The following is a 21,666-nucleotide window of genomic DNA, read 5'->3' as shown; positions in this document are numbered from 1 at the left end:
TTCGATTTTGCTTGCAAGGCGGCTGTCGAGTGCCTACCTGAAAGGCATCAACAGCAGGGAACGGAACGCTCCCTGAACCGACGAAGGAACAGGGCCATGAGCACGACAGGCACCAATCGTTTTCTTGATGAATTCGCCAAGCTGATGACCGATGCGGCGGGCGCTGCGCAGGGAATGCGCAAGGAGGCCGAGGCTGCCTTGCACGCACAGGCGGATCGCTGGCTGAACAGCCTCGACGTGGTCAAGCGCGAGGAATTCGACGCGGTGCGCGAGATGGCGATCAAGGCGCGCGATGAAAACGATGCGTTGCGCGCTCGCATCGAGGCTCTGGAAGCAAAGCTTTCTGCTGCCAAGGATTGATTCTTTTCGCGCTTTTTCATCAAGAGGTCCCGGATCGCCTGCGATTCCGGGACTTTTTGTTTGCGGGCCATGCAACCCGAAATTATTCCCTGTCGATCCGGACCTGCCTCCATCGTTAATTTTTTGAGGCCTGTGGACACTTCCAAAAAACGCAATTGCCAGAGTCGCTTATGTATCTCGCCTGAGGTGATGGGGGAGAAGATATCCACTGTTCAAAAAGTAAAAATGCTGCCCGAGGGGTGGCAGCAGGACTCGGCCATTATACACTGATTTTAAATGATGATTCGAAACGAACCTGGTAAGCTCCACACAGGGTGAATGTGTAACTCTGTTGGTGTCGGGCAATCGTCTCAAGTGTTGAATCCGGTTTGTGTGTGCGTTTTGTGCCCGGCGTTCAAAACAGAACATCCATACCGGATGAGAAGGTGCCGCATGAGCCTGATAGAATTTGAAATTGAGCGCCAGTCCAATCCCGTGGACATGATCGAGATTGTCGCCGCCTCGAACGACTGGTCGTTCGAACGTTCCGGCGAAGATGAGATCGCCATGACGGTGGCGGGCCACTGGGCCGATTATCACGTTTCCTTTTCCTGGATGGAAGATTTCGAGGCACTGCATCTGGCCTGCGCCTTCGACATCAAGGTGCCCGATCAGCGCGTCAACGAAGTCATTCGCCTGTTGTCTCAGGTCAACGGCCAGGTACTGATGGGTCATTTCGATCTGTGGCGGCAGGAAGATGTTGTGATCTTCCGCCAGTCGCTGCTTCTGGCTGGCGGTGCGGAGCCTAACAACCAGCAGGTGGAAGTGCTGCTTTCCAGCGCGCTTGAGGCATGCGAACAATATTATCAGGCATTCCAGTTCGTCGTATGGTCGGGGCTGGATGCGAAAAGTGCAATTGAAGCGGTCATGTTCGAGACCGTCGGAGAAGCTTGAAAATGGTCTACAGGGCTTCCGGTCCTCTCGTCCTCGTTGGGGCGGGCAATATGGGCGGCGCTTTGCTTTCGGGCTGGCTGAAAAAGGGCGTGCCGGGTTCGCAGGTTATCGTCATTGATCCGCGCCCCTCCGACGCCATGCGCACGACAATTGCGGAAGCGGGCGCCACGCATAGCGAAAGCGTGCCTGACGGCGTGAAGGCGGGCATTCTGTTTGTCGCGGTAAAACCGCAGATGATGGAAGCAGTGCTACCCTCCCTCAAGCCCTTGCTCGGACCCGAGACCGTCGTGGTTTCGATTGCGGCCGGCACCACCATCGGCACTTTCGTTTCGCATTTCGGCTCGGTCGCCGCCGTGCGGGCCATGCCGAACACGCCCGCCATGGTTGGTCGTGGCGTGACGGGAGCCTATGCCAACGAATTGGTGACGCCGGCGCTTAAGGCCGTGGTGGATGGATTGCTGAAGGTCAGCGGTCCGGTCGAATGGGTGGAAACCGAAAGCGATATCGACGCGGTTACCGCGGTTTCGGGAAGCGGTCCGGCCTATGTCTTCTATCTGGTGGAATGCATGGCGGAAGCCGGTCGCAAGGCCGGTCTGCCGGCGGATATAGCCATGCGGCTGGCGCGTGAAACCGTGGCCGGTGCGGGCGAACTCCTGCATCAGTCCTCAGACGAGGCGGCGCGCCTGCGCCAGAACGTGACCTCGCCGGGCGGTACAACGGCCGCCGCACTTTCGGTGCTGATGGCCGAAGACGGCATGCAGCCCCTGTTTGACAAGGCGATCGCTGCGGCGAAAAATCGCGCTGAAGAACTGGCTGGTTGAAGACGAGCAGGCTGGCGGGAGCAGGGCATGAGCAGTGAAATTTCCTATGCCGATTTCGAGAAGGTCGATATCCGTGTCGGCACGATCGTCGAGGCAGAGCCTTTTCCGGAAGCACGCAAGCCAGCGATCAAGGTGAAGATCGATTTCGGCCCCGAGATCGGCATCAAGAAATCCTCGGCGCAAATCACGGTGCATTATACCCCGGAAAGTCTGATCGGCCGGCAGGTGCTGGGAGTGGTGAATTTTCCGCCGCGCCAGATTGGCCCGTTCCGCTCCGAAGTTCTGACATTGGGGTTTGCCGATGGCAACGGCGACATCGTGCTTGCCGCGGTGGAGCGGCCGGTGCCGAACGGCGAGAAAATGTGCTGAGAAAGCACAACAACACGCAACCCAAAGATTGCGCATGCTCAAAATTTTCTCTCCGTCATTCCGGTTCAAGGCTGGAATGACGGAAGCGGGCGAGCTGCATCACATTTTTCTCTCCGCTGCTCTACGCCGGAATTTTGACGATTACCCGCAATCCGCCCATGGGGCTGTCGTCCAGCGATACGTCACCGCCATGGCTGCGGGCGATGTCGCGGACGATGGAGAGGCCGAGCCCCGTGCCCGAGGCGTTGAGGTTGCGTGCCTCGTCCAGCCGGAAGAACGGCTTGAAGACATCCTCCCTTGATGCTTCCGGAATACCCGGCCCGTCATCATCAAACGTCATGATGATGGAGCGTGGCGCCTTGCGGATGTCGATATGGAGCTTGGTGGCATAGCGCCGGGCATTCTCCGCAAGATTGGCGACGAGGCGGGAGAGGGCATTCGGGCGCGCGATGATCTGGTCGATATTATAAAGCTCGTAGCTGAATTTCTTGCCGTGCAGCTCGAAATCATAGTCGATTTTTTCCAGAAGTGCCGGAAGCTCCAGCGTGCCGACATCCTCCTCGACATCGGTGCGGGCAAAGGTGAGGTAGGCCTCCAGCATCGACTGCATATCCTCGACATCCTTGTCCAACCCTTCCAGATCAGGATTGTCGCCGGCAAGCGCGAGTTGCAGCTTGAAACGGGTGAGGATGGTGCGCAGGTCGTGGCTGACACCGTTCAGCATGGCGGTACGCTGTTCCATCTGCCGCTCGATGCGTTCACGCATCAATATGAAGGCAAGACCCGCCCGCCGCACCTCGTCTGCGCCGCGTGGGGAATAGGCGCTGATCTTCTGGCCCCTGCCGAAATTTTCGGCCGCCTTGGCGAGCGCTTCGATAGGCTTGATCTGCCCGCGCAGGAACAGGATGGAAATGGCGATCAGGACCAGCGATGCACCGACCATCCAGACAAGGAAGATATGCGTGTTGGAGGCATAGGCGGCGCTGCGACTGGTAAAGACGCGGAGCGTCTTGTCTTCGAGCTGGACACGTATTTCCACCAGGGAACCGTTGCCATAAGTATCGATCCAGAATGGCCGGCCGATTTGCTGGGTCAGCTGATTGGCGAGGATCGTATCCAAAATGGAAAACAACGGTTCTGGTCTCGGGGCCGGCAAATCGGACTTCGGCTCGATGTATATGCTGAGGCCCAGCTTCTCGCGGGCGATGCGGATGACGCGCTGATAGTCGTCTTCTTCCTCATCAGTTTGCAGAAGCTCGATGATCGCTGCGATATCACGCGTTACGGCGGAGGAAAGGCGCTCGGTAACCAGCTGCCAGTGACGCTCCATGAAAACGGCCGCTACAATGCCCTGAAGCAGGATCATCGGCAGGATGATGATCAGCAGCGAGCGTGTATAAAGCCCGGTGGGCAGCCAGTGGCGAAGCCATCTGGTAAATGCGCGCCAGGTCTTGGCTACGCCGCTATTCCTGACAGTGATTAGAAAATCGAGGCTCGCCATGGCTGTGCGCCCGCCTTTCGTTTGTCCTTGTCAATCCACGCTCAGGCGGTAGCCGATACCACGCACCGTTTGCAGATAGACCGGGTTGGCAGGGTCGTCCTCGATCTTGCGGCGAAGGCGGTTGATCTGCACGTCGATTGTTCTTTCGCCCACTTCCGATTCCGCCTCGACCAGCTCGTGCCTTGGAATGGTATCGCCGGCGCGAAGCGCAAAAAGCAGCATGATTTCCTGTTCGCGATCCGTCAGGCGGATCGTTTCAGGGCCGCGCCGCAATTCCTTCCTGGGGATGGAGAAGCTGTAGGGGCCGAACATGATCTGTTCGATCTTGGGCGTATCCGGCGAAGTGTTGCGCCGCAGGATGTTGTTGATACGCAGGACAAGTTCGCGCGGATCGAAAGGCTTCGCGAGATAATCATCCGCGCCGGCTTCGAGCCCAGCAATTCGGGAGTCCGCCTCCGAGCGAGCAGTCAGAAGAATGACCGGCACGGATTTGTTCTCATTCAGCGACCGGGTGAGCGAAAGCCCGTTTTCCCCCGGCATCATCACGTCGAGAATAAGAAGGTCGAAACGGATGCCGACCATCTTGCGCCGGGCTTCTGCCGCATCGGCTGCGACGGAGATGCGGTATCCCTTGTCGCCAAGGAAACGTTGCAGAAGATTGCGAATGCGGGCGTCGTCATCGACGATCAGAAGGTGGGCCGCATCGTCATCGGCGGGGGGGAGTTTTGTCGTTGCCGTGGCCATCGTCAGTCGCCTTCCCCCGGTGTCGGGCTGCGCATCTGCGCCAGAAACTTGCGAACACAGGCGCGGGCGTCGGGTCCAAGCCCTTCCAGCGCACGGTCGATCCGCCGCGATTGCGGCTCGCTCAGCGCCAGCGCCAGTTCGCGCCCTGTCAACGTCGGATAGAGCCTGCGCTGGCGGCGGTCTTCCGGACCAGCCATCTGGCGGATATAACCGTCGTCGATCAATTGCTTGAGCACGCGGGCAAGGCTCTGCTTGGTGATCTGCAGGGTGTCGAGCAAATCCGCTACCGTCATGCCGGGCTGCCTGCTGACGAAATAGACCACCCGGTGATGCGCGCGCCCATATTCCAGTTTCGAAAGAATGACATCTGGATCGGAGACGAAATCGCGATACGCGAAGAACAGCGCCTCTATCGTATCGAAGTCGATCTTGCCGTCGTCAACCTTCGGGAGTGCCGGTGTCTGCCTGGCGGCTGCGGTTTTGAGCGATTGCGGTGGCACTGCGGTTCCTTCATATTCTGCGGCTGACATACGTCGATGCGCCAATATTCTGTAAACATAGCCGAAAATGCGTCCGCTCGGGAGGATGCCGCGATCATTTTCTGTTGCGGTGGATAATATGCTGCGGGTGCCGGTGCAACTGGAATCCTGACTGGCCTTTACCGGAAATAGAAAAGAGCGCGGAAAGCCCCGCGCTCTTCATTGGTTTCATGCTGCCGGTATCGAGTTCGCGTCTACTGGTAGACGTAGACAATCCGGCGCGTCGATGGCTCCACCAAAACCGGCACGTCGTTCACCTGAACGTAGCGATACTGGTAATCGGGGATTTCCACGAGCCGGGTATCGGAGGGCAGGGTGCTGCCAACCGCTACCTCGCCATCAAAGGCGACAGTGTCCGCAGGGTGCTCGTCAATATAGGAGATGACGGTTTCGGGCGGGTTGACTTCACCGACGCGGCCGAGGTTCGGATCGCCGGGGTTGGGTTCTGCCTGTACGCTCGAGGTCTTCTCGTAAGTCACGACCGGCACGCTGATATCGGATCGGCGCTGTTCGAGAATGACGGGAGAGCCCTCATACATGACATTCAGATAATCTGCATGTGCCCAGCCGCGCAGGCCGTTGACTTCGATGCGGCACCAGCTGCTGCCGTCCATGCAGCCATCAAGAACTGCATTGCTGCCACGGGTGGCAAGGCCAAGCTCGGGGTAGTCCTCGCCTGGGCCTGAACGAACGGAAACGTCCGAAGCTGTTGTGGCGACCATGGCGGCGTTTGCGTAACCGGCCATCAGGGCGAAAGCGCCGCCAGCCATGAGCATTTTAAGCGTCTTGTCCATGTGTCTCACTCCTTTTAAGACTGGACCTACAACGTCGCAGCCTTCAGGGCGTTCCACATTTTTCACAGTCACCTTCCGTCTTGAGCGGGAATATTTCCGATATCTAATTGAATTAAATCATAGTTTTTAGAAGTAGGAAGGTCACCGGAAACCGTTGCTTTTTCCTCCGCCATTGTGCCGGAACCGGCCGCAGGCTATAGCAGGCGGGATTTGTCAGACAGGGAGACACGGGATATGGGAAAGTTGCAGGCGGGCATTATTCCGGTCACGCCGTTCGAGCAGAACTGCACCATTCTCTTCGATGAGGATACGAAGGAAGGCGTTGTCGTCGATCCCGGTGGGGATGTGGATGTCATTCTTCAGGTGGTTTCCGAAAACGGCATCGCGCTCAAGGAAATCTGGCTGACGCACGGCCACCTCGACCATGCCGGTGGCGCCAAGGAACTGCGCGAGAAGCTTTCCCTGCCGGTGATCGGCCCGCATGAGGACGATCGGCCGCTGCTCGAGAGGATCGAGACCCAGGCCGAAAAATACGGCATCAGCGGTCTTCAGAACGTTTTGCCGGACAGGTGGCTGAATGAGGGCGACACGGTATCTTTCGGGGATCATGTCTTTGAAGTCTACCATTGCCCGGGTCATGCTCCCGGACATGTCATCTATTATAATCGCGACCAGCAATTCGCCCATGTCGGCGACGTGCTGTTTGCGGGGTCGGTGGGGCGTACCGACCTGCCGGGCGGAAACCACGAGCAATTGATGGCGTCCATTCGCGACAAGCTGCTGCCGCTGGGTGATGATGTCGGATTTATCTGCGGCCATGGCCCCGGCGGGCGGCTTGGCGAGGAGCGGCGCACCAACCCCTATCTCAAGGGGATCTGAGTTTCCGGGCGCGTATTGGCGCCTACGGATTGGGCATAAAAAAACCCGGCATTCCTGCCGGGCTTCAACTAGAAATGAAAGCCGTTTTAGGGTTAGCCAGCAATCTGCAGATTGACTGCCTTCGGGCCCTTGCCGCGACGATCCGGTTCCGTGTCGAAGCTCACTTTCTGATTTTCTGAAAGTCCGGACAGGCCGGAAGCCTGTACGGCAGAGATATGAACAAAGATATCAGCGCCACCATTGTCTGGCTTGATGAAGCCGAAGCCTTTGTCTGTGTTGAAGAATTTTACGGTGCCAGTTTCGGCCATGCATCAGGTCCTTTTCGCTCTGCCCGCGTTCAGCTACAGGCAGCATTACAGTTTTGCCCCGCGAGGGCGTTGGCAGGCAGCTCTTGACTATTGAGAAAAAGGACCTTCACAGCGGGAAGTAATGGCGTTCTCATCCAACGTTTTTCGTCCCACCGCCCGAGGTTTATAGCGTCCCCAGTGCGCAAATTTATAGGCCTTCCCATGCTCGCAAATTGCCCGAACCGCAGTAGATTGCTGCGTTTATGGAAAATTGGCAAGCAAAAGTTTTCACGGGCTTTTTGTCGGATAAAAACCTGCGGTAGAATTCCTGCGCGTAGTCGCACATTTTTTCCGCATATTTGATAATTGATGAAATAATTGCCGGTTGCCTTCGGTTTCCGGGCAAAATTTTGAATGCGGCAGTACGATTTTTCCTCGAAACAGAAAAATCAGTTCTTTCTGCGTCAGGCCGTTCCAGCGACGGTTTTTTGCCGTTTACGCGTCAGTTCCGGCACCAGTTCGACGATCAATATAGCGGCGAAAATGATCACGCAGCCGATATAACCGGCGTTGGAAATGGTTTCTTTCAGGAAAATCGACGCCAGCAAGGCGCCGAAAAGCGCCTCTGAAGAGAGAAATATCGCAGCCTGCGGCGCGGTCGTATAACGCTGGGCGACGACCTGCAAAACGAAGGCGAGGCCGGAGGATACGAGGCCGACGTATAGAATTTCCGCCAGCGACCCCTCTATGGACGCCATGCTGATGGGTTCTACCGCAAGGCCGATCATGCAACTCAAGAGAGAGCAAATCGCAAACTGAGTGCATGAGAGCGCAAGCGGCCGTCCGCTTTCGGAAACGAAACGTCCTGCGAGCGTAATCTGGATTGCCCAGAAGAAGGCGCAGATGATGCTCAGAATATCGCCCTGCGTCAGCGCCTCGAATGCGCCGCCCGAGAGGAGGAATATGCCGCCCAGCATCATCAGGGCGCTGGGCCAGACGATCCAGTGGGGATGGCGCCGGTAAAGAACGACGGCGATCACGGGCACGAAGATGACGTAAAGCCCCGTCAGGAAGCTGGAATTGGTGACGGTTGTAGTCAAAAGCCCAACCTGCTGCGTCGTCGCGCCGCCGAACAGGGCGAAGCCCACAAGGATGAAGCCGCCGATTTCCCTGCGACGTGGCGGCGATTTTTTCGAGCGGGTTTCCATCAGGGCGAATGGCAGCACGGCGATTGCGGCAATGGCGAAGCGCAGACCGACGAACCAGAATGGCCCGATCGAGGCCATGGCGGATGATTGTGCGACGAAACCGCCTCCCCAGATCGCCGCGGCGAGCAGAAGCAGCATGTTGGCCTGAATACGCGTCATTGATGGCACCAGCACAGCAGGGGCCCGAAGATCATTCCGTCGCGGCCTTGGCATTTCGGGGATTTTTGAAACGTCGTTCTGACGACTTCCCCTGTGCTTTAGCAGCAACACGCCGATGCCGCAAGTCGAGGAGACGGCGGCTTACTTGTGGCGGCGGGCCTCGTCCTTCAGGCTTCGCCGGGTGAGCGCGAGGCCGCCTATGCCGAGGCTGATGAAGGCTGCGGCCGAGAAGATAACTAGCAACAGGTGGCCGCCCGCCCGCGCGGTTGCCGTCACCTGCGGAATAGAGGATGTCTGCAGGGTGTCAATTGCCTGAGGGGCCGCATTGGCCGAGGTTGCGATCCCGGCGGCCATGGTGACGACGACAAGAAAGGCCGCAATGGCCATCCAGAGGGAAAACAGCGTTCTCTGCGCCCTTAACCGTTCAACTGATGTCCTGTCGTTGGTAAACATGGCGATCGCCTCTTGTCCCTGTTCTCAAAGGATAAATGAGGCTTCGAAATGGACGGCTTGGAGACCGAATTCAGGCGTTCCGCAGTATTTATTGTGGCAATATCGTGGCAAAGCCGATTTCGGGACAATTTCGCTGTCAACGGCCTCAAAGACCGCGTTTTCCGAAGGTTCTGGTCTGGCGCAGGGTATGCGGCTCGGCGGGGCGTTCTTCACGCGGGAATGCCTGTGTCGCAGTGCTTCTGTCCGACCTTGGAGAGGGTGAAAAATATCCGCTGCCGAGTTCGGGAAAGCGCGCATCGAAACTCGTCGGTGCTAGTTCGGGTTTTGCCAACACGTATCCCTGCATCAGCAAGACGCCGAGGTCCTCGCAGATATCCACCTGCCTGCCGGTTTCCAGTCCTTCGAACACCGGCTCTATCCCATCGTCGCGAAACTGGCTGACGATGACGCGCAGAAGGGCGGCGCCTGCCGAATTCTGCATGAAATCACGCACCCAGCCTGCCTCGAATTTCACATAGTCCGGCTTGATGAGTTTCACCCGGTCAATGTCGGAATCGCCCGCGCCATAATCATCCAGCGCCACGCGAAAACCGATGTCATGCATATGATAGGCGAAGTCGGCGACCATCTGCGTATCGGACGCCTTTTTCTCGGAGATTTCGCAGACGATGCGGTCTGCCGTCATGCCGGCCTCGTGGGCGGTAAGGCGCATGCGCTCCACTTCCTGACGCATCTTGGCCGGGGTCTGGAACAGGCCCGGATGGAAGTTGACGAAGACGCGGGCGCGCGAACGATTGAGCCTGCCGGTATTGAGAATGTGGATCGTTCGCAGAATACTGTCGATATTCTCTATATCTTCAGGCGCCACCAGCGAGAAGAATTCACCCGGTGTCACCGGTTCGCCGTTGCGATGGGGACGCACCAGACCCTCGAAGGAATCGATGTCGAGAGCGCCGTTCATCGTTCGGCGAAAGATGGGCTGCAGGGCGGATTTCAAGTTGAAGGTGCCATAGGCCGTGGACCATGTGCCATCGACCTCGCGGACAAGACTGGAAAAGATGCTTTTGGGCGCCATTTTTCAACCAGCTACAGAGACACGACCTCTAGCCGGAGAATATAGCGCATCAAGCGTTACTTCCGGGTTAAGGAAGGTTTAAATTCTTTCCCGTGTCACATATGCTGCTTTTGACCTTGAAAGAGCGCCTGTCTTTCGACATAGAAAATGCCGCAGAAGACAGGATTTTCCGCCTCTGCCGATGTCAACCACAACAGGACCGATTAAAAATGGCCTTCCTTGCCGACATTCTCTCCCGCGTAAAGCCATCCGCCACCATCGCTGTTACCCAGAAAGCCCGTGAGCTTAAAGCGAAGGGCCGCGATGTGATCAGCCTTGGCGCCGGCGAGCCGGATTTCGATACGCCCGAAAACATCAAGGAAGCGGCCATTGACGCCATCAAGCGCGGCGAAACGAAATACACGCCCGTTTCAGGTATTCCTGAACTGCGCAAGGCGATCGCCGACAAGTTCAAGCGCGAAAACGGCCTGGACTACAAGCCGGAGCAGACCATCGTCGGCACCGGTGGCAAGCAGATCCTTTTCAACGCCTTCATGGCCACCCTCAACCCGGGTGACGAAGTCGTCATTCCCGCACCTTACTGGGTCAGCTATCCGGAAATGGTGGCGATCTGCGGCGGTACGCCAGTCTTCGTCGACACGACGCTCGAAGACAATTTCAAGCTGAAGCCGGAAGCGCTGGAAAAGGCGATCACGCCGAAGACCAAGTGGTTCGTTTTCAACTCGCCGTCCAACCCTTCGGGCGCTGCCTATTCGCATGACGAGCTGAAGGCATTGACGGACGTGCTGGTCAAGCATCCGCACGTCTGGGTGCTGACTGATGACATGTACGAACACCTGACCTATGGCGACTTCAAATTCGTCACGCCGGTTGAGGTGGAGCCTTCGCTCTATGACCGCACGCTTACGATGAACGGCGTCTCCAAGGCCTATGCCATGACCGGCTGGCGTATCGGCTATGCAGCCGGCCCGCTGCCGCTCATCAAGGCCATGGACATGATCCAGGGCCAGCAGACTTCGGGCGCCAGCTCGATTGCTCAGTGGGCAGCTGTCGAAGCGCTGAACGGCACGCAGGATTTCATTCCGGCCAACAAGAAGATTTTTGAAGGCCGCCGCGACCTCGTCGTCTCCATGCTCAACCAGGCGAAAGGCATCAATTGCCCGGCTCCGGAAGGCGCATTCTACGTCTATCCGTCCTGCGCCGGCATGATCGGCAAGACCGCGCCGTCCGGCAAGGTCATCGAGTCGGATGTGGATTTCGTCTCCGAGCTTCTGGAAGCCGAAGGTGTTGCCGTCGTGCAGGGATCGGCGTTCGGCCTCGGCCCGAACTTCCGCATTTCCTACGCCACGTCGGAAGCACTGCTGGAAGAGGCCTGCAAGCGCATCCAGCGCTTCTGCGCCGATTGCCGCTGATCGGTTTACGATCTTGAACGAAGAAGCCCGGCAGCGATGCCGGGCTTTTTTTGTTGCGGCTAAAGCCCGAGAAACAACAGCATGATGAAGGTGGCGAAGAGGATGAAATGCGTCATTCCCTCGATCGCGTTGGTTTCACCGTCATTGAGGTTGATGGCGGCGGCGATGAGGGTGATGAAGACCATGACCGTCTGAACCGGCGTCATCGCCATGATGAACGGCTGACCGGTGTAGAGTGCGATGCCCTCCATCACCGGGACGGTGAGGATGACCGTCGAAAGCGATGCGCCCATGGCGATATTGACCACGGCCTGCATGCGGTTGCGCAATGCGGACCTGAGCGCGGTCAGGATTTCCGGTGATGCGGAGATCGTCGCGACCACGACGGCCATCAGTGCCGGTGGCGCGCTTGTGCCCTCGAGGCTTTGGCTTAGGAAGGCCGCCATGAATTCCGCCAGCACGCCGATCAGCACGACGCCCGCGATGATGAGGCCGATGGAGAGGGACACGCTGCCCTCATCCTCGTCCTCCGTGTGATCGCCGGATGGATGACCGCTGGGATGAGCCTTGCGGGGATAGGCGTAGCTGAAGAAATAGCTGTGCGGACCAACCTGCATTTTCAGGAACAGCGCATAAAGCGCGATCATCGCGACGATGGTGAAGGCGGAATAGACGTGCCAGCTTTCCTTGGGGATGAATTCCGGCACGATCATCGAAATGCCCATGGCGGTCAGGATCATGACGCCGTAGGTCTTGCCGGAATCGTCATTGTAGGGCTGCTCGCCGTGGCGAAGACCTCCCAGCAGGGCGGCCAGGCCCAGAATGCCGTTGATGTCGATCATCACGGCGGAATAGATCGTGTCACGCACGAGCGTCGGCGAGTTGGATTCGCTCATGATGATGGCAAGGATCAGCACTTCCACCGCCACGGCAGACAGCGTCAGGATCATCGTGCCATAGGGGTCGCCGACCTTGGCGGCGAGGATTTCGGCGTGATGGGCTACCCGCATCGACACCAGAACGATCATCCCGATCAGAGCGATCGCGGCAATCAGCGACGCCGTTTTGCCGGCCTCGAATATCGCATGTTCGGCCAGATAGGCGACGACTGCCACCGGTATTGCCAGCAGCAACATTCGCTCCTGCTTTAAAATAGAACCCGCCATCGATTTCCCTTCCCCTGAGAGTGTGAGGCTGTGACGTATCGTCGTTAAGATCAAGCAGGATTTGCGCTTGAATGCTTTTGGTAGGATAGTGGTGCGGTCAAGGACATGCTGCTCATGCCGTGTTGTCCCCCGTTGGGTGCAATGCTTGAAGCGCGGTTGTGGTTGCCATTTCGCCTACTGAAACAGGAGGAACATGCATGACAAAAGTGGTATATGAAGTCGTGGAACATGACGGTGGCTTCGCCTACCGCATGAACGGCGCTTATTCCGAAACATTTCCTACCTATGCCGATGCCGTTGAGGCCGCGCGCATCGTTGCTGCCGAACAGCAGGTGGGCGGCGATGACGAGGAAATCAGCTATCAGGACGAACGCGGCCAGTGGCATGAGGAATACAGCCAGGGCGGCGATCGGCCGGAGGCGGAAGTGGTCGACAAGATTTCACCGCCCGCCAGACCGTTTTGATGAAGGGCGTCAACATTTCCGGTGAGAACAGCATCACCCTCCATGCTTCGCCGGTATGTCTTGCGGATTTGCGGGCGCAAGGCCGTGCGCCATCGATGCCGTAATAGCGCTAGCGTCGTTGCGGCGGGGCGCCCGGATCGGTTTCCTTCAGGTGGGCCTTCAGGCCGTCGACAAGGGCGCTGAACACGGCACGGCATCGCGGCGAGGTCTTGAGATTTTCATGCATCGCGACCCATGCGTGCAGCGGGATGTCGGTTTTCGGAAGGACCTGGACAAGCCGCGGATCCTTGCGTGCAAGGCCTATCTGACAGACGCCGATGCCCGCGCTGGCGCGGATCATGGCAAGCTGGGCGAGGTTGCTGTCGGCGCGGATTTCGAAGGAAATTTCTTCGATATCGGGTATTTCCGGATCGAGCGAGCGCATGCGCTGGATCGCCGCCCTGATGAAAGGCGTCTTGCGGTCGAAACCGATCATACGGTGGTTGTTCAGTTCTTCCATGTTTTTCGGGATGCCGGCTCTTGCCAGATAATCGCGTGTCGCATGAAATCCCAGACGGAAATTGCCGATATAGCGCATGACGATCGCATCCTGCTGCGGTTCGGTCATGCGGATGGCGATATCAGCCTCGCGCCGCAAAAGGTCTTCCAGCGTGTCGGAGAGTGAAAGTTCTATTTCAAGCCGGGGGTGAATCTCCTGCATGGCAGCGATGATCGGCGGCAGCATTTCGACGCCGATGATATCCGATGCGCTGATACGCACGGTTCCTTCGATCTTGCCGACCTCGCCGGAGGCTGCCCGCATAAGGGCTGCGGCCGTCGCCGCCAGATTTTCCGCATAGGGCCGGAGCGCCAGCGCCGCTTCCGTCGGCATCAGCCCGTGCGGCGAGCGGATGAACAGCGGAAAGCCGATGGCCTCTTCCAACGCTCCGATATGGCGCCCAGCTGTCGGTTGGGTAATGCCGAGTTCGCGGGCGGCGGCGGAAAGCGAGCCGTCGCGCAGCACGCTGAGGAAGGTGCGGTAAAAATCCCAGCTGACATTGCGGCTTCTGATTATAAGATTTTGTATAGCGGCTCCACTCATTTGGACAATTTCGTATATCGACTGATGGCTCGATACTCCAGCCCAGAAGAAGGAGTAATGGCAATGATATATGAAAACCACGCAAATACAGCAGAGAATAACCAGCCTCTGGCGCTGATCGTTGGGGCGAATGGCGGCGTCGGCAGCCATGTCTCGAAGATGTTGTTGCAGCGCGGCTGGCGGGTGCGGGCGATGACGCGCCGATCGGCACCAGTTGATGCCGCCGATGGCGTCGAGCGCGTGACTGGCGATGCCATGAACCGGGAGGATGTGGTGAAGGCGGCAAAAGGCGCCGGGCTCATCGTCCATGCGGTCAATCCTCCGGGATATCGCAACTGGGACAGCCAAGTGCTGCCGATGCTCGACAATACCATTGCCGCTGCCGAGGCCTGCGGTGCGAGGATCGTGTTTCCAGGCAGCATCTATAATTTTGGCCCGGATGCCTTTCCGCTTCTGACGGAGGACAGCCCGCAAAAGCCTTTCACCCGCAAGGGCGGCTTGCGCGTTGAAATGGAGCGGCGTTTGAAAATGGCGTCGATGCGCGGCGTGCCGGTCCTGATCGTCCGCACCGGTGATTTCTTTGGTCCGGACGCGAAGAACAACTGGTTTTCGCAGATGCTGGTGCGACCGGGCAAGCCGGTTCGCAGCGTTCAGAATCCAGCAGTACCGAATGCCGGGCATCAATGGGCCTATCTGCCGGATGTTGCGGAGATAATCGGGCGGCTGCTCGATCGCTCGGACGAGCTTCAAACGTTTGCCGTCTACCACATGGAGGGTGTCTGGGATTTCGACGGGCTGCAACTGGTCGGGGCAATCGAGCGGGCCGTCGGCCATCCGGTCAAGATGCGGCGGCTTTCGTGGTTAGCCGTCGGGCTGGCTGCACCGTTCGTTCCCCTGTTCCGCGAAGTCATGGAAATGAAATATCTCTGGCAGATGCCGATCCGGATGAGCAACCGCAAGCTTGTCGAATTCCTCGGCGCGGAACCGCGAACGCCGATCGATGCGGCGGTATCGACAACATTGGCGAGCCTTGGGTGTCTCGGCGAGGTGCAACAACTGGCGGGCCTTCATCATGCGACCGATGCCGGGGGTAGGGTGTGATGGTTACAGTGGCTAATGGATTTTCCCGGCGGCGCCGTATGTTCGCGGTGATTTCGGCAGGCGTGCCGGTGTTGATTTTCGCGCAGGTGCTGCTGGCCGGGCTGTCGATCTATTATGACGGATCGCTGCTTGTGGTTCACAAAGGGCTTGGCATGCTGATCGCCGTTCCCATTGTATCTCTAGTCGTGCTCGCCCTTCGTCATGATGACCTCCGGCCAAACCTTGGGCGCGCGCTCGTGCTGCTCGCTCTCTACTGCCTTCAGGTGGCGTTGATGAGCATCGGTCGGGAAACGGGCAGTGGCTTTCTGCAGGCGCTGCATGTGGCCAACGCCTTCGTGATGGGCGCATTTTCAGACTTTGCTGCGCGGCAGGCGCGAGGCCTGTCCTGAAACGGCGAAACGCCGCACTGCTGTGGAGCGGTGCGGCGTTTCGAGTTTAGAACTGATCAGCCAAGAGCCGGGTAGTCGGTATAGCCTTCAGCCCCGCCACCATAGAAGGTCGGCTGGTTCGGCTCGTTCAGCGGCGCGTTGTCATTGAGGCGACGCACCAGATCCGGGTTGGCGATGAAGGCCTTGCCGAAGGCCACGGCATCAACCTTGCCGCTTTCCACCGCATCGATGGCGCTCTCACGGTCGTAGCCATTGTTGGCGATCCACAGGCCCTTGCCGCCCGCATTGCGATATGCGGCCTTGAAGGCTGCGTAATCGAAGGGCTTGTCGCCCTGCTTGAAGTCACGCGGACCACCGGTCGCACCTTCAACAACATGGATGAAGGCGAGATTGCGTTTGCCGAGTTCTTCCGCAACGTAATTATAGAGTGGCTGCGGGTCGGCCTCGAAAATGTCGTTGGCGGGCGTGACGGGGGACAGGCGAATGCCGGTGCGGCCTGCGCCAATCTCTTCCGCAACCGCATCCACGACTTCCAGGAGGAAGCGGGCGCGGTTTTCGATCGAGCCGCCATATTCATCAGTGCGCTGGTTGGTGCTGGATTTCAGGAACTGCTCGATCAGATAACCGTTGGCGGCATGGATTTCGACACCGTCGAAACCGGCCTCAAGTGCGGCGCGCGCGCCGGTGCGGTAGTCTTCAAGGATAAGGCCGATATCGTCGATGGTCAGTGCGCGCGGCTCGGAGGTTTCCGCAAACGCGCCGGTGCCGTCATCATTGATGATATAGGTCTTGGACTTGGCGATAATCGCGGAAGGGGCGACCGGCTGTCCGCCATGCGGCTGGAGCGAGGTGTGGGAAATGCGTCCCACGTGCCAGATCTGCGCGACGATCTTGCCGCCGGCGGCATGCACGCCATCCGTGATCTTTTTCCAGCCCTCGACCGCTTCCTTCTTGTAGAGGCCCGGAACATCCGCGTAACCCTGACCTTGCTGGGAAATCGGCGTGCCTTCGGTCACGATCAGCCCGGCTGTTGCGCGCTGCTCGTAATAGGTGGCGTTGAGATTGTTGGGAATTGCCCCCGGCGAGCGGTTGCGGGTGAGGGGAGCCATGACGATACGGTTGGCGAGTGCGATATCGCCGGCCTGTGCCGGTTCGAAAAGACTTGTCATGCGACTTCACTTTCTGGTCGGTTGGCGAAATTGCGCGGCTGGCGCGCTTTCCTAATGTCTGGGCATCGGAGAGAAAACCGCCTTGCAGTTTCCGGTCCGACGCCCCGGTCTTATAAGCTTGGGAGGCTCAAAGATTGGCTTGCAGATAATTACGGAAGGCGTCGATGGTTTCCTCGTTGCGTTCGAAAAACACCCATTGCCCGACTTTCTTTGACCTTATCAGGCCAGCTGCCTGCAAAACCGCCAGATGTGAGGAGACCGTCGATTGCGACAGGCCGCTGATCTGGAACTGATTGGCGCATACGCCCATGCTGAGCGGATGGTCCTGACAGAAGTGACTCTCAGGGCTCTTCAGCCACTCGAGGAACTTCAGCCTTGCGGGGTGTGAAAGGGCTTTGAGGATTTCCTCCGGGTTCATCTGCGTTTCTCTAATATCTGGCATGCCCGATATTTAGATCGATAGTTTCCGATATACAATTCACGTCTCTGTGAGGTTGTCACCCGGGCCGAGAACAGCGCGCAAAAAAATGGCCGCCGGATTTCTCCGCGGCCAATGAGTTTGAAGGTTAAAACCTCCAGAGGGGAACAGCTGTCGCGTGCATAGGCAGGCGTGACAGCTGATTGAAATATGGGAGTGGCAAGAATGCAAAACAAGGTTGCATCATGCGATATTTCGCCAAATTGGAGAAAATTCTTGCGGGTAAAAAAAGAGGGCCGCCGGATAAATCCAGGGCCCTTTAAGTGTGAAGGTCAAAAACCTCCAGAGGGGAACAGCTGATGCGGTGGAACTGGGAGGAAAAGCCACCGTGTGCATCAACTGAGAGCGATATGGTGCTTTTTTGTGCACGAAACAACTCTTTTTTGTGCAGGTCAGGCATGCGTGCGATGCAGGTCTGGATATTTCCGGTATAATTTATGTGCAAAGCTGAAGTGCGGCGCGTCTGGCGCGCCGCCATCTTGGGAAGGCCAACCCCATGAATTAGTATGATATTTTGTGGCGCTGGCCTATTTAAACGTCAGAAGTTCCAGTTCCGTGCCTTGGCAACGACGAAGTCGCGGAAGGCTTTCAGTTTTGCAGCGTTTTTCATCTCGTCCGGGTAACAGAAGTAGGTATCGAACGAAGGAATATCGGCTGCAAGCGACAACTGAATCAATCCCGGATCGCGCCCGACGATGTAATCCGGCAAACAGGCGATACCTATTCCCAGCAGGCAGGCGCGCTTGATTGAGGTCTGGCTGTTGATCTGCAGATGCGGAATGCGGGTGTTGTCCGACGAGCGTCCCGCATTTTCCAGCCAGTTGACATCAAGCAGATAGTTGGGTGCCGGTTCGCCGAAGGAGATGATGCGGTGGTTGTCCAGATCCTCGATCGACTGCGGCTCGCCGTGGCGGTTGATGTAGGACGGTGCCGCATAGACGTGCATGTGAACCGTGAACAGCTTGCGCTGGATAAGGTCGGACTGTTGCGGCTGGCGCAGGCGGATGGCGCAATCGGCGTGGCGCATGTTCACATCCAGCTCCTCATTGTCGAGGATGAGCTGGATCGACATTTCCGGATAGAGCTGCAGGAATTCCTGCACCTTGTCCGTCAGCCAGCCCTGACCGAGACCAACCGTCGTCGTCACGCGCAGCTTGCCGCTCGGCTTCTCCGTCGTTTCGGTCAGTTGCATCTTGACGGTTTCGAGCTTCAGCAACACGTCATGGGCGGTGCGATACAGCAGTTCGCCCTGCTCGGTGAGGATGAGACCTCTGGCGTGGCGGTGAAACAGCTTCACGCCAACGTCCTGTTCCAGCGCGCTGACCTGGCGGCTGATGGCCGACTGGGACAAATGCAGCTTGTCGGCAGCGTGGGTAAAAGACCCCGCTTCGGCTGCGGCATGAAAAATGCGCAGTTTATCCCAGTCCAATGGCATTGCCATGCCTATCCTGCCTTTCGGTTATTCGGCTGCTACCGCAAGCGGCTGCTGCGCGGTGAGGTACCGTTCTGCTTCGAGGGCGGCCATACAGCCCATACCGGCGGCGGTGATGGCCTGACGGTATATGTCGTCGGTAACGTCGCCGGCGGCGAAAATACCTTCCACGTCGGTAGCGGTGGAATCGGGCGCGGTCCACATGTAGCCATTGTCCTTGAGCTTCACCTTGCCCTTGAACAGTTCGACGGCCGGCGCGTGGCCGATGGCGACGAAGACGCCGTCGATGGGCGTGTCGCTGATCACACCGGTCTTGGTGTCACGCAGCCGCACACCCGAGACGGAGGGCGGCATGGGCGGCTTGGCGGGAGCGCCGGTGATTTCGGCGATTTCGGTGTTCCACAGGATCTTGACGTTTTCCTTGGCGAAAAGCCGTTCCTGAAGGATTTTCTCCGAGCGGAAGCTGTCACGGCGGTGCACGACGGTTACGGACTTGGCGATATGGGCGAGATAGAGCGCTTCCTCCACGGCAGAGTTGCCGCCGCCAACCACGATCACATCCTTGTTGCGATAGAAGAAACCGTCGCAGGTGGCGCAGGCGGAAACGCCGAAGCCCTGAAAGTGCTGCTCACTCTCGATGCCGAGCCACTTGGCCTTTGCGCCTGTTGCGATGATCAGCGTGTCAGCGGTCCAGACCTGACCGGAATCGGTCTTGACCACGAAGGGGCGCGTGTTGGTTTCGACTTCGGTCACGAGGTCGCTGACGATTTCCGCACCCACATGCGTCGCCTGCTTCAGCATCTGGTCCATCAGCCAGGGGCCCTGGATCGGATCGGCAAAGCCCGGATAGTTTTCGACATCGGTGGTGATCATCAGCTGGCCACCCTGTTCCATGCCGGCAATCAGCACGGGTTTCAGCATTGCGCGGGCCCGCGTAGATCGCCGCGGTATAACCGGCGGGACCAGAGCCAATGATCAATACCTTGGTATGGCGGGCAGACATGGAAACAATCCTTTTTAAAGTAGCGGGGCCTTTCGGCGGCAGAACATTCCAGCCGCAGCACGGTGGACAGGCCGCAACCCCTTCGTTGTCCGGTATTTAAGGTTGTCTAGTGCCTTTATTCAAGGGCAGCCTTGCGTTACCAACAAGGCAGTTGTGGATGCGCGCGCAATTTTGTGACCGGCCGGCGGCATATTGTTGCGAATCCTGCGCCTGGTAGTACAAGGAAGTTCTCCGGCTTAACGAGGAACCTCTCCGTGACCAGCGTCGAACTCGATGCCATCGATCTGAAAATCCTGCGCGAATTGCAGCGCGACGGGCGCATGACCAACGTGGAGCTGGCCGAACGGGTCGGTATTTCCGCGCCGCCGTGCCTCAGGCGTGTCCGCAAGCTGGAAGAAGCTGACGTGATCGAGGGTTATCACGCCATGTTGAACGCGCCGAAGCTCGGTTTCGATCTCGTTGCCTTCTGCATGGTCGGCCTCAAGCGCCAGTCGGACAGCAATCTGAAAGCCTTTGCAGCGGCGACGGCCGGATGGTCGCTGGTGCGCCAGGCCTGGATGGTATCCGGCGAAAGTGATTTCCTTCTGCATTGCATCGCCAGAAACCTGACCGAGTTTCAGGATTTCGTCATCGAGGTTCTGACAGCGGACGAAAACGTCGACACCGTGCGCACCATGCTCACCATCCGTCAGGTCAAGCGCGTCGGTCTGGTGGAAATCTGATCGGCGGACCTTTGAGTGATTGCGCCGGCGCTTACCCGCGCCGCAACGCGTCGTAGATCGTGCCGAGGCTCGTCGCCTCTTTTTCCAGCGGAAATGCAGTGCGCACATGCGCAAGTCCGGCACGGGCATGGTCCCTGGCGAGAGCAGGATCGGCAAGATAGGTTTTAATGGCATCCCGCAGGGACGCGTAGTCGCCGGCCTCAACGACCATGCCGGTCTCGCCCTTGACGATCATTTCCTCATAGGCGCCGGCATTGCTGGCAACGACAGCCGTCTCAGACGCCATGGCTTCCAGTGGCGTCAGGCCAAATCCCTCGTTGCGTGACGGTGCGACATAGAGGGTCAGCCGCCGATACCAGGGCTTGATGTCGTCCACCTCGCCCTGAAACGCGATGCGGTCCGCAAGACCGGCTGCTGCGACATCGGCCACGAGCTTGTCGGCGAAGGCCTTGTGCTCTGCGGTCACGCGGCCGGAAACGACGGCCGTCCATTCGGGATAGTCGGGCAGGAGTTCGATCATGGCGCGCACGAAAAGGTCTGTGCCCTTCTGGTGGCGCACCCGTCCAAAACATCCGATGAGATATTGTCCCGGCAGGCCGGTCGAAGCGACCGTATCCTCCGGGCCAGTTGCGGGGTGAAACAGTTCTGTATCGACGCCATGCATGACGACGCTGTGTGGTACTTCCAGAAACGAGCCTGAGCGGCCGCTTGTCGCGACGACCGCATCCATTTTTGAAATCAGAAAGCGGGTATAGGCGGAATGTCGCCTTTGCGCCGCCGAGGTGAACATCAGCTTCACCTTCATGCGCAGCACGTCACGCATGAGAATGCCCGGCAACATTTCGAGATTGCGGCGGGCGTGCCAGATGCGCGGACCGCTGAGCGGGCCGTTTTGCCAGAGCCGCCACAGATCACGGAAGCGCACATGTGGCAGATGCTGCGGCAGGCCCGGGCCGATTACGGCCACTTTCTGACCCAGCCGGTTTTGCACCGGAATAAGCTGAACGATGGTGGAGGTAACGCCGGAGAGCCTGCGCTTGAAGTTCGGCGCAAGCACCTGCACATCTTTCAGACTGGCGTGGGACAAGATGGGCTTCCGTCTTTGCGGCTAAGGCAGGATGTTCAGT

The 21,666-nt window shown here is 58.3% G+C and carries 24 protein-coding genes and 1 pseudogene; 10 read left to right on the top strand and 15 right to left on the bottom strand.

The window, feature by feature from the left end:
* Positions 1-96 precede the first annotated feature (96 nt).
* The 4 genes from CRO62_RS14175 (at position 97) to CRO62_RS14160 (ending at position 2,483) form a co-directional block, all read left to right on the top strand.
* On the top strand, positions 97-360 hold the full coding sequence (locus tag CRO62_RS14175) for an accessory factor UbiK family protein (protein ID WP_003513446.1): 264 nt from the start codon (positions 97-99) through the stop codon (positions 358-360).
* 432 nt (positions 361-792) lie between these two features.
* Positions 793-1,293, top strand: coding sequence for a YbjN domain-containing protein (locus tag CRO62_RS14170; RefSeq protein WP_006311131.1), 501 nt, complete (start codon positions 793-795; stop codon positions 1,291-1,293).
* 2 nt (positions 1,294-1,295) lie between these two features.
* A complete protein-coding gene (proC, locus tag CRO62_RS14165) occupies positions 1,296-2,114 on the top strand; it encodes a pyrroline-5-carboxylate reductase (RefSeq protein WP_013636581.1) in 819 nt (272 codons plus the stop codon).
* 27 nt (positions 2,115-2,141) lie between these two features.
* Positions 2,142-2,483, top strand: a complete 342-nt coding sequence (locus CRO62_RS14160) for a tRNA-binding protein (RefSeq protein WP_003513443.1) — start codon at positions 2,142-2,144, stop codon at positions 2,481-2,483.
* A gap of 121 nt (positions 2,484-2,604) precedes the next feature.
* Here CRO62_RS14160 and CRO62_RS14155 read toward each other — a convergent pair whose 3' ends face one another.
* The 4 genes from CRO62_RS14155 to CRO62_RS14140 form a co-directional block, all read right to left on the bottom strand.
* The gene (locus CRO62_RS14155) at positions 2,605-3,984 is read right to left on the bottom strand and encodes an ATP-binding protein (RefSeq protein WP_097100645.1); all 1,380 of its coding nucleotides are present in this window, start codon (positions 3,982-3,984) and stop codon (positions 2,605-2,607) included.
* 30 nt (positions 3,985-4,014) lie between these two features.
* Positions 4,015-4,728 (bottom strand): response regulator, encoded by a 714-nt coding sequence (locus CRO62_RS14150; protein ID WP_019565223.1) that lies wholly within the window; start codon positions 4,726-4,728, stop codon positions 4,015-4,017.
* A 2-nt stretch (positions 4,729-4,730) separates the two neighbouring features.
* Positions 4,731-5,258, bottom strand: coding sequence for a MarR family winged helix-turn-helix transcriptional regulator (locus CRO62_RS14145; protein WP_003513440.1), 528 nt, complete (start codon positions 5,256-5,258; stop codon positions 4,731-4,733).
* Positions 5,259-5,461: 203 nt separating this feature from the next.
* A complete protein-coding gene (locus tag CRO62_RS14140) occupies positions 5,462-6,061 on the bottom strand; it encodes a DUF1236 domain-containing protein (protein ID WP_097100644.1) in 600 nt (199 codons plus the stop codon).
* A 234-nt stretch (positions 6,062-6,295) separates the two neighbouring features.
* Between CRO62_RS14140 and CRO62_RS14135 the strand changes: the two genes are divergently transcribed.
* Positions 6,296-6,940, top strand: a complete 645-nt coding sequence (locus CRO62_RS14135) for an MBL fold metallo-hydrolase (RefSeq protein ID WP_025594124.1) — start codon at positions 6,296-6,298, stop codon at positions 6,938-6,940.
* A 92-nt stretch (positions 6,941-7,032) separates the two neighbouring features.
* Here the strand turns inward: CRO62_RS14135 and CRO62_RS14130 are convergent, their stop codons facing one another.
* The 4 genes from CRO62_RS14130 to CRO62_RS14115 all read right to left on the bottom strand — a co-directional run bounded on the left by CRO62_RS14130 (position 7,033) and on the right by CRO62_RS14115 (position 10,122).
* The gene (locus tag CRO62_RS14130; RefSeq protein WP_003494703.1) at positions 7,033-7,248 is read right to left on the bottom strand and encodes a cold-shock protein; all 216 of its coding nucleotides are present in this window, start codon (positions 7,246-7,248) and stop codon (positions 7,033-7,035) included.
* 443 nt (positions 7,249-7,691) lie between these two features.
* Entirely contained in the window at positions 7,692-8,594 is a 903-nt protein-coding gene (locus CRO62_RS14125; protein ID WP_097100643.1) for a DMT family transporter, read from the bottom strand.
* Between the two features lie 141 nt (positions 8,595-8,735).
* Positions 8,736-9,047, bottom strand: a complete 312-nt coding sequence (locus CRO62_RS14120; RefSeq protein ID WP_081307400.1) for a hypothetical protein — start codon at positions 9,045-9,047, stop codon at positions 8,736-8,738.
* A gap of 145 nt (positions 9,048-9,192) precedes the next feature.
* Entirely contained in the window at positions 9,193-10,122 is a 930-nt protein-coding gene (locus tag CRO62_RS14115; RefSeq protein WP_097100642.1) for an EAL domain-containing protein, read from the bottom strand.
* A 209-nt stretch (positions 10,123-10,331) separates the two neighbouring features.
* Here CRO62_RS14115 and CRO62_RS14110 point away from each other — a divergent pair, with 209 nt between their 5' ends.
* Entirely contained in the window at positions 10,332-11,534 is a 1,203-nt protein-coding gene (locus CRO62_RS14110; RefSeq protein WP_003513431.1) for a pyridoxal phosphate-dependent aminotransferase, read from the top strand.
* A gap of 59 nt (positions 11,535-11,593) precedes the next feature.
* Here the strand turns inward: CRO62_RS14110 and CRO62_RS14105 are convergent, their stop codons facing one another.
* Entirely contained in the window at positions 11,594-12,700 is a 1,107-nt protein-coding gene (locus tag CRO62_RS14105) for a calcium:proton antiporter (protein ID WP_097100641.1), read from the bottom strand.
* Positions 12,701-12,897: 197 nt separating this feature from the next.
* Between CRO62_RS14105 and CRO62_RS14095 the strand changes: the two genes are divergently transcribed.
* Entirely contained in the window at positions 12,898-13,164 is a 267-nt protein-coding gene (locus CRO62_RS14095; RefSeq protein WP_003513427.1) for a DUF2188 domain-containing protein, read from the top strand.
* 109 nt (positions 13,165-13,273) lie between these two features.
* On the opposite strand, the gene CRO62_RS14090 is transcribed toward CRO62_RS14095, so the two are convergent.
* Positions 13,274-14,245, bottom strand: a complete 972-nt coding sequence (locus CRO62_RS14090) for a LysR family transcriptional regulator (RefSeq protein ID WP_179784526.1) — start codon at positions 14,243-14,245, stop codon at positions 13,274-13,276.
* 63 nt (positions 14,246-14,308) lie between these two features.
* Between CRO62_RS14090 and CRO62_RS14085 the strand changes: the two genes are divergently transcribed.
* Entirely contained in the window at positions 14,309-15,346 is a 1,038-nt protein-coding gene (locus tag CRO62_RS14085; protein WP_097103005.1) for an NAD-dependent epimerase/dehydratase family protein, read from the top strand.
* On the top strand, positions 15,346-15,735 hold the full coding sequence (locus tag CRO62_RS14080; protein ID WP_025594112.1) for a DUF6220 domain-containing protein: 390 nt from the start codon (positions 15,346-15,348) through the stop codon (positions 15,733-15,735). Before CRO62_RS14085 ends, CRO62_RS14080 begins: the two co-directional genes overlap by 1 nt.
* 56 nt (positions 15,736-15,791) lie before the next feature.
* Here the strand turns inward: CRO62_RS14080 and CRO62_RS14075 are convergent, their stop codons facing one another.
* The 4 genes and pseudogenes from CRO62_RS14075 to trxB form a co-directional block, all read right to left on the bottom strand.
* Positions 15,792-16,904: an alkene reductase gene (locus CRO62_RS14075; RefSeq protein WP_097100640.1), complete on the bottom strand. Its 1,113-nt coding sequence runs from the start codon at positions 16,902-16,904 to the stop codon at positions 15,792-15,794.
* 127 nt (positions 16,905-17,031) lie between these two features.
* On the bottom strand, positions 17,032-17,322 hold the full coding sequence (locus tag CRO62_RS14070; RefSeq protein WP_003513408.1) for an ArsR/SmtB family transcription factor: 291 nt from the start codon (positions 17,320-17,322) through the stop codon (positions 17,032-17,034).
* A gap of 598 nt (positions 17,323-17,920) precedes the next feature.
* Positions 17,921-18,817 carry a LysR family transcriptional regulator VtlR gene (locus CRO62_RS14065; RefSeq protein ID WP_003513405.1) on the bottom strand — a complete coding sequence of 299 codons (897 nt, stop codon included), beginning with the start codon at positions 18,815-18,817 and terminating at the stop codon, positions 17,921-17,923.
* Between the two features lie 24 nt (positions 18,818-18,841).
* Positions 18,842-19,817: pseudogene (gene trxB, locus CRO62_RS14060) on the bottom strand (thioredoxin-disulfide reductase).
* A 254-nt stretch (positions 19,818-20,071) separates the two neighbouring features.
* Between trxB and CRO62_RS14055 the strand changes: the two are divergent.
* Positions 20,072-20,539 (top strand): Lrp/AsnC family transcriptional regulator, encoded by a 468-nt coding sequence (locus tag CRO62_RS14055; RefSeq protein WP_003513401.1) that lies wholly within the window; start codon positions 20,072-20,074, stop codon positions 20,537-20,539.
* Between the two features lie 31 nt (positions 20,540-20,570).
* Here CRO62_RS14055 and CRO62_RS14050 read toward each other — a convergent pair whose 3' ends face one another.
* Entirely contained in the window at positions 20,571-21,626 is a 1,056-nt protein-coding gene (locus CRO62_RS14050; RefSeq protein WP_097100639.1) for a glycosyltransferase family 4 protein, read from the bottom strand.
* Between the last annotated feature and the right edge of the window lie 40 nt (positions 21,627-21,666).

Source organism: Rhizobium sp. AN6A, from assembly GCF_900215635.1.
Classification (GTDB): Bacteria; Pseudomonadota; Alphaproteobacteria; order Rhizobiales; family Rhizobiaceae; genus Agrobacterium; species Agrobacterium tumefaciens.
The sequence above is the reverse complement of the archived record's forward strand: the minus strand, read 5'-3'. Positions and strand labels throughout refer to the sequence as shown.

Coding starts and splice junctions, on each gene's coding strand:
- CRO62_RS14175 (WP_003513446.1), top strand. CDS start 97: ATGAGCACGACAGGCACCAATCGTTTTCTTGATGAATTCGCCAAGCTG.
- CRO62_RS14170 (WP_006311131.1), top strand. CDS start 793: ATGAGCCTGATAGAATTTGAAATTGAGCGCCAGTCCAATCCCGTGGAC.
- proC (WP_013636581.1), top strand. CDS start 1,296: ATGGTCTACAGGGCTTCCGGTCCTCTCGTCCTCGTTGGGGCGGGCAAT.
- CRO62_RS14160 (WP_003513443.1), top strand. CDS start 2,142: ATGAGCAGTGAAATTTCCTATGCCGATTTCGAGAAGGTCGATATCCGT.
- CRO62_RS14155 (WP_097100645.1), bottom strand. CDS start 3,984: ATGGCGAGCCTCGATTTTCTAATCACTGTCAGGAATAGCGGCGTAGCC.
- CRO62_RS14150 (WP_019565223.1), bottom strand. CDS start 4,728: ATGGCCACGGCAACGACAAAACTCCCCCCCGCCGATGACGATGCGGCC.
- CRO62_RS14145 (WP_003513440.1), bottom strand. CDS start 5,258: ATGTCAGCCGCAGAATATGAAGGAACCGCAGTGCCACCGCAATCGCTC.
- CRO62_RS14140 (WP_097100644.1), bottom strand. CDS start 6,061: ATGGACAAGACGCTTAAAATGCTCATGGCTGGCGGCGCTTTCGCCCTG.
- CRO62_RS14135 (WP_025594124.1), top strand. CDS start 6,296: ATGGGAAAGTTGCAGGCGGGCATTATTCCGGTCACGCCGTTCGAGCAG.
- CRO62_RS14130 (WP_003494703.1), bottom strand. CDS start 7,248: ATGGCCGAAACTGGCACCGTAAAATTCTTCAACACAGACAAAGGCTTC.
- CRO62_RS14125 (WP_097100643.1), bottom strand. CDS start 8,594: ATGACGCGTATTCAGGCCAACATGCTGCTTCTGCTCGCCGCGGCGATC.
- CRO62_RS14120 (WP_081307400.1), bottom strand. CDS start 9,047: ATGTTTACCAACGACAGGACATCAGTTGAACGGTTAAGGGCGCAGAGA.
- CRO62_RS14115 (WP_097100642.1), bottom strand. CDS start 10,122: ATGGCGCCCAAAAGCATCTTTTCCAGTCTTGTCCGCGAGGTCGATGGC.
- CRO62_RS14110 (WP_003513431.1), top strand. CDS start 10,332: ATGGCCTTCCTTGCCGACATTCTCTCCCGCGTAAAGCCATCCGCCACC.
- CRO62_RS14105 (WP_097100641.1), bottom strand. CDS start 12,700: ATGGCGGGTTCTATTTTAAAGCAGGAGCGAATGTTGCTGCTGGCAATA.
- CRO62_RS14095 (WP_003513427.1), top strand. CDS start 12,898: ATGACAAAAGTGGTATATGAAGTCGTGGAACATGACGGTGGCTTCGCC.
- CRO62_RS14090 (WP_179784526.1), bottom strand. CDS start 14,245: ATGAGTGGAGCCGCTATACAAAATCTTATAATCAGAAGCCGCAATGTC.
- CRO62_RS14085 (WP_097103005.1), top strand. CDS start 14,309: ATGATATATGAAAACCACGCAAATACAGCAGAGAATAACCAGCCTCTG.
- CRO62_RS14080 (WP_025594112.1), top strand. CDS start 15,346: ATGGTTACAGTGGCTAATGGATTTTCCCGGCGGCGCCGTATGTTCGCG.
- CRO62_RS14075 (WP_097100640.1), bottom strand. CDS start 16,904: ATGACAAGTCTTTTCGAACCGGCACAGGCCGGCGATATCGCACTCGCC.
- CRO62_RS14070 (WP_003513408.1), bottom strand. CDS start 17,322: ATGAACCCGGAGGAAATCCTCAAAGCCCTTTCACACCCCGCAAGGCTG.
- CRO62_RS14065 (WP_003513405.1), bottom strand. CDS start 18,817: ATGCCATTGGACTGGGATAAACTGCGCATTTTTCATGCCGCAGCCGAA.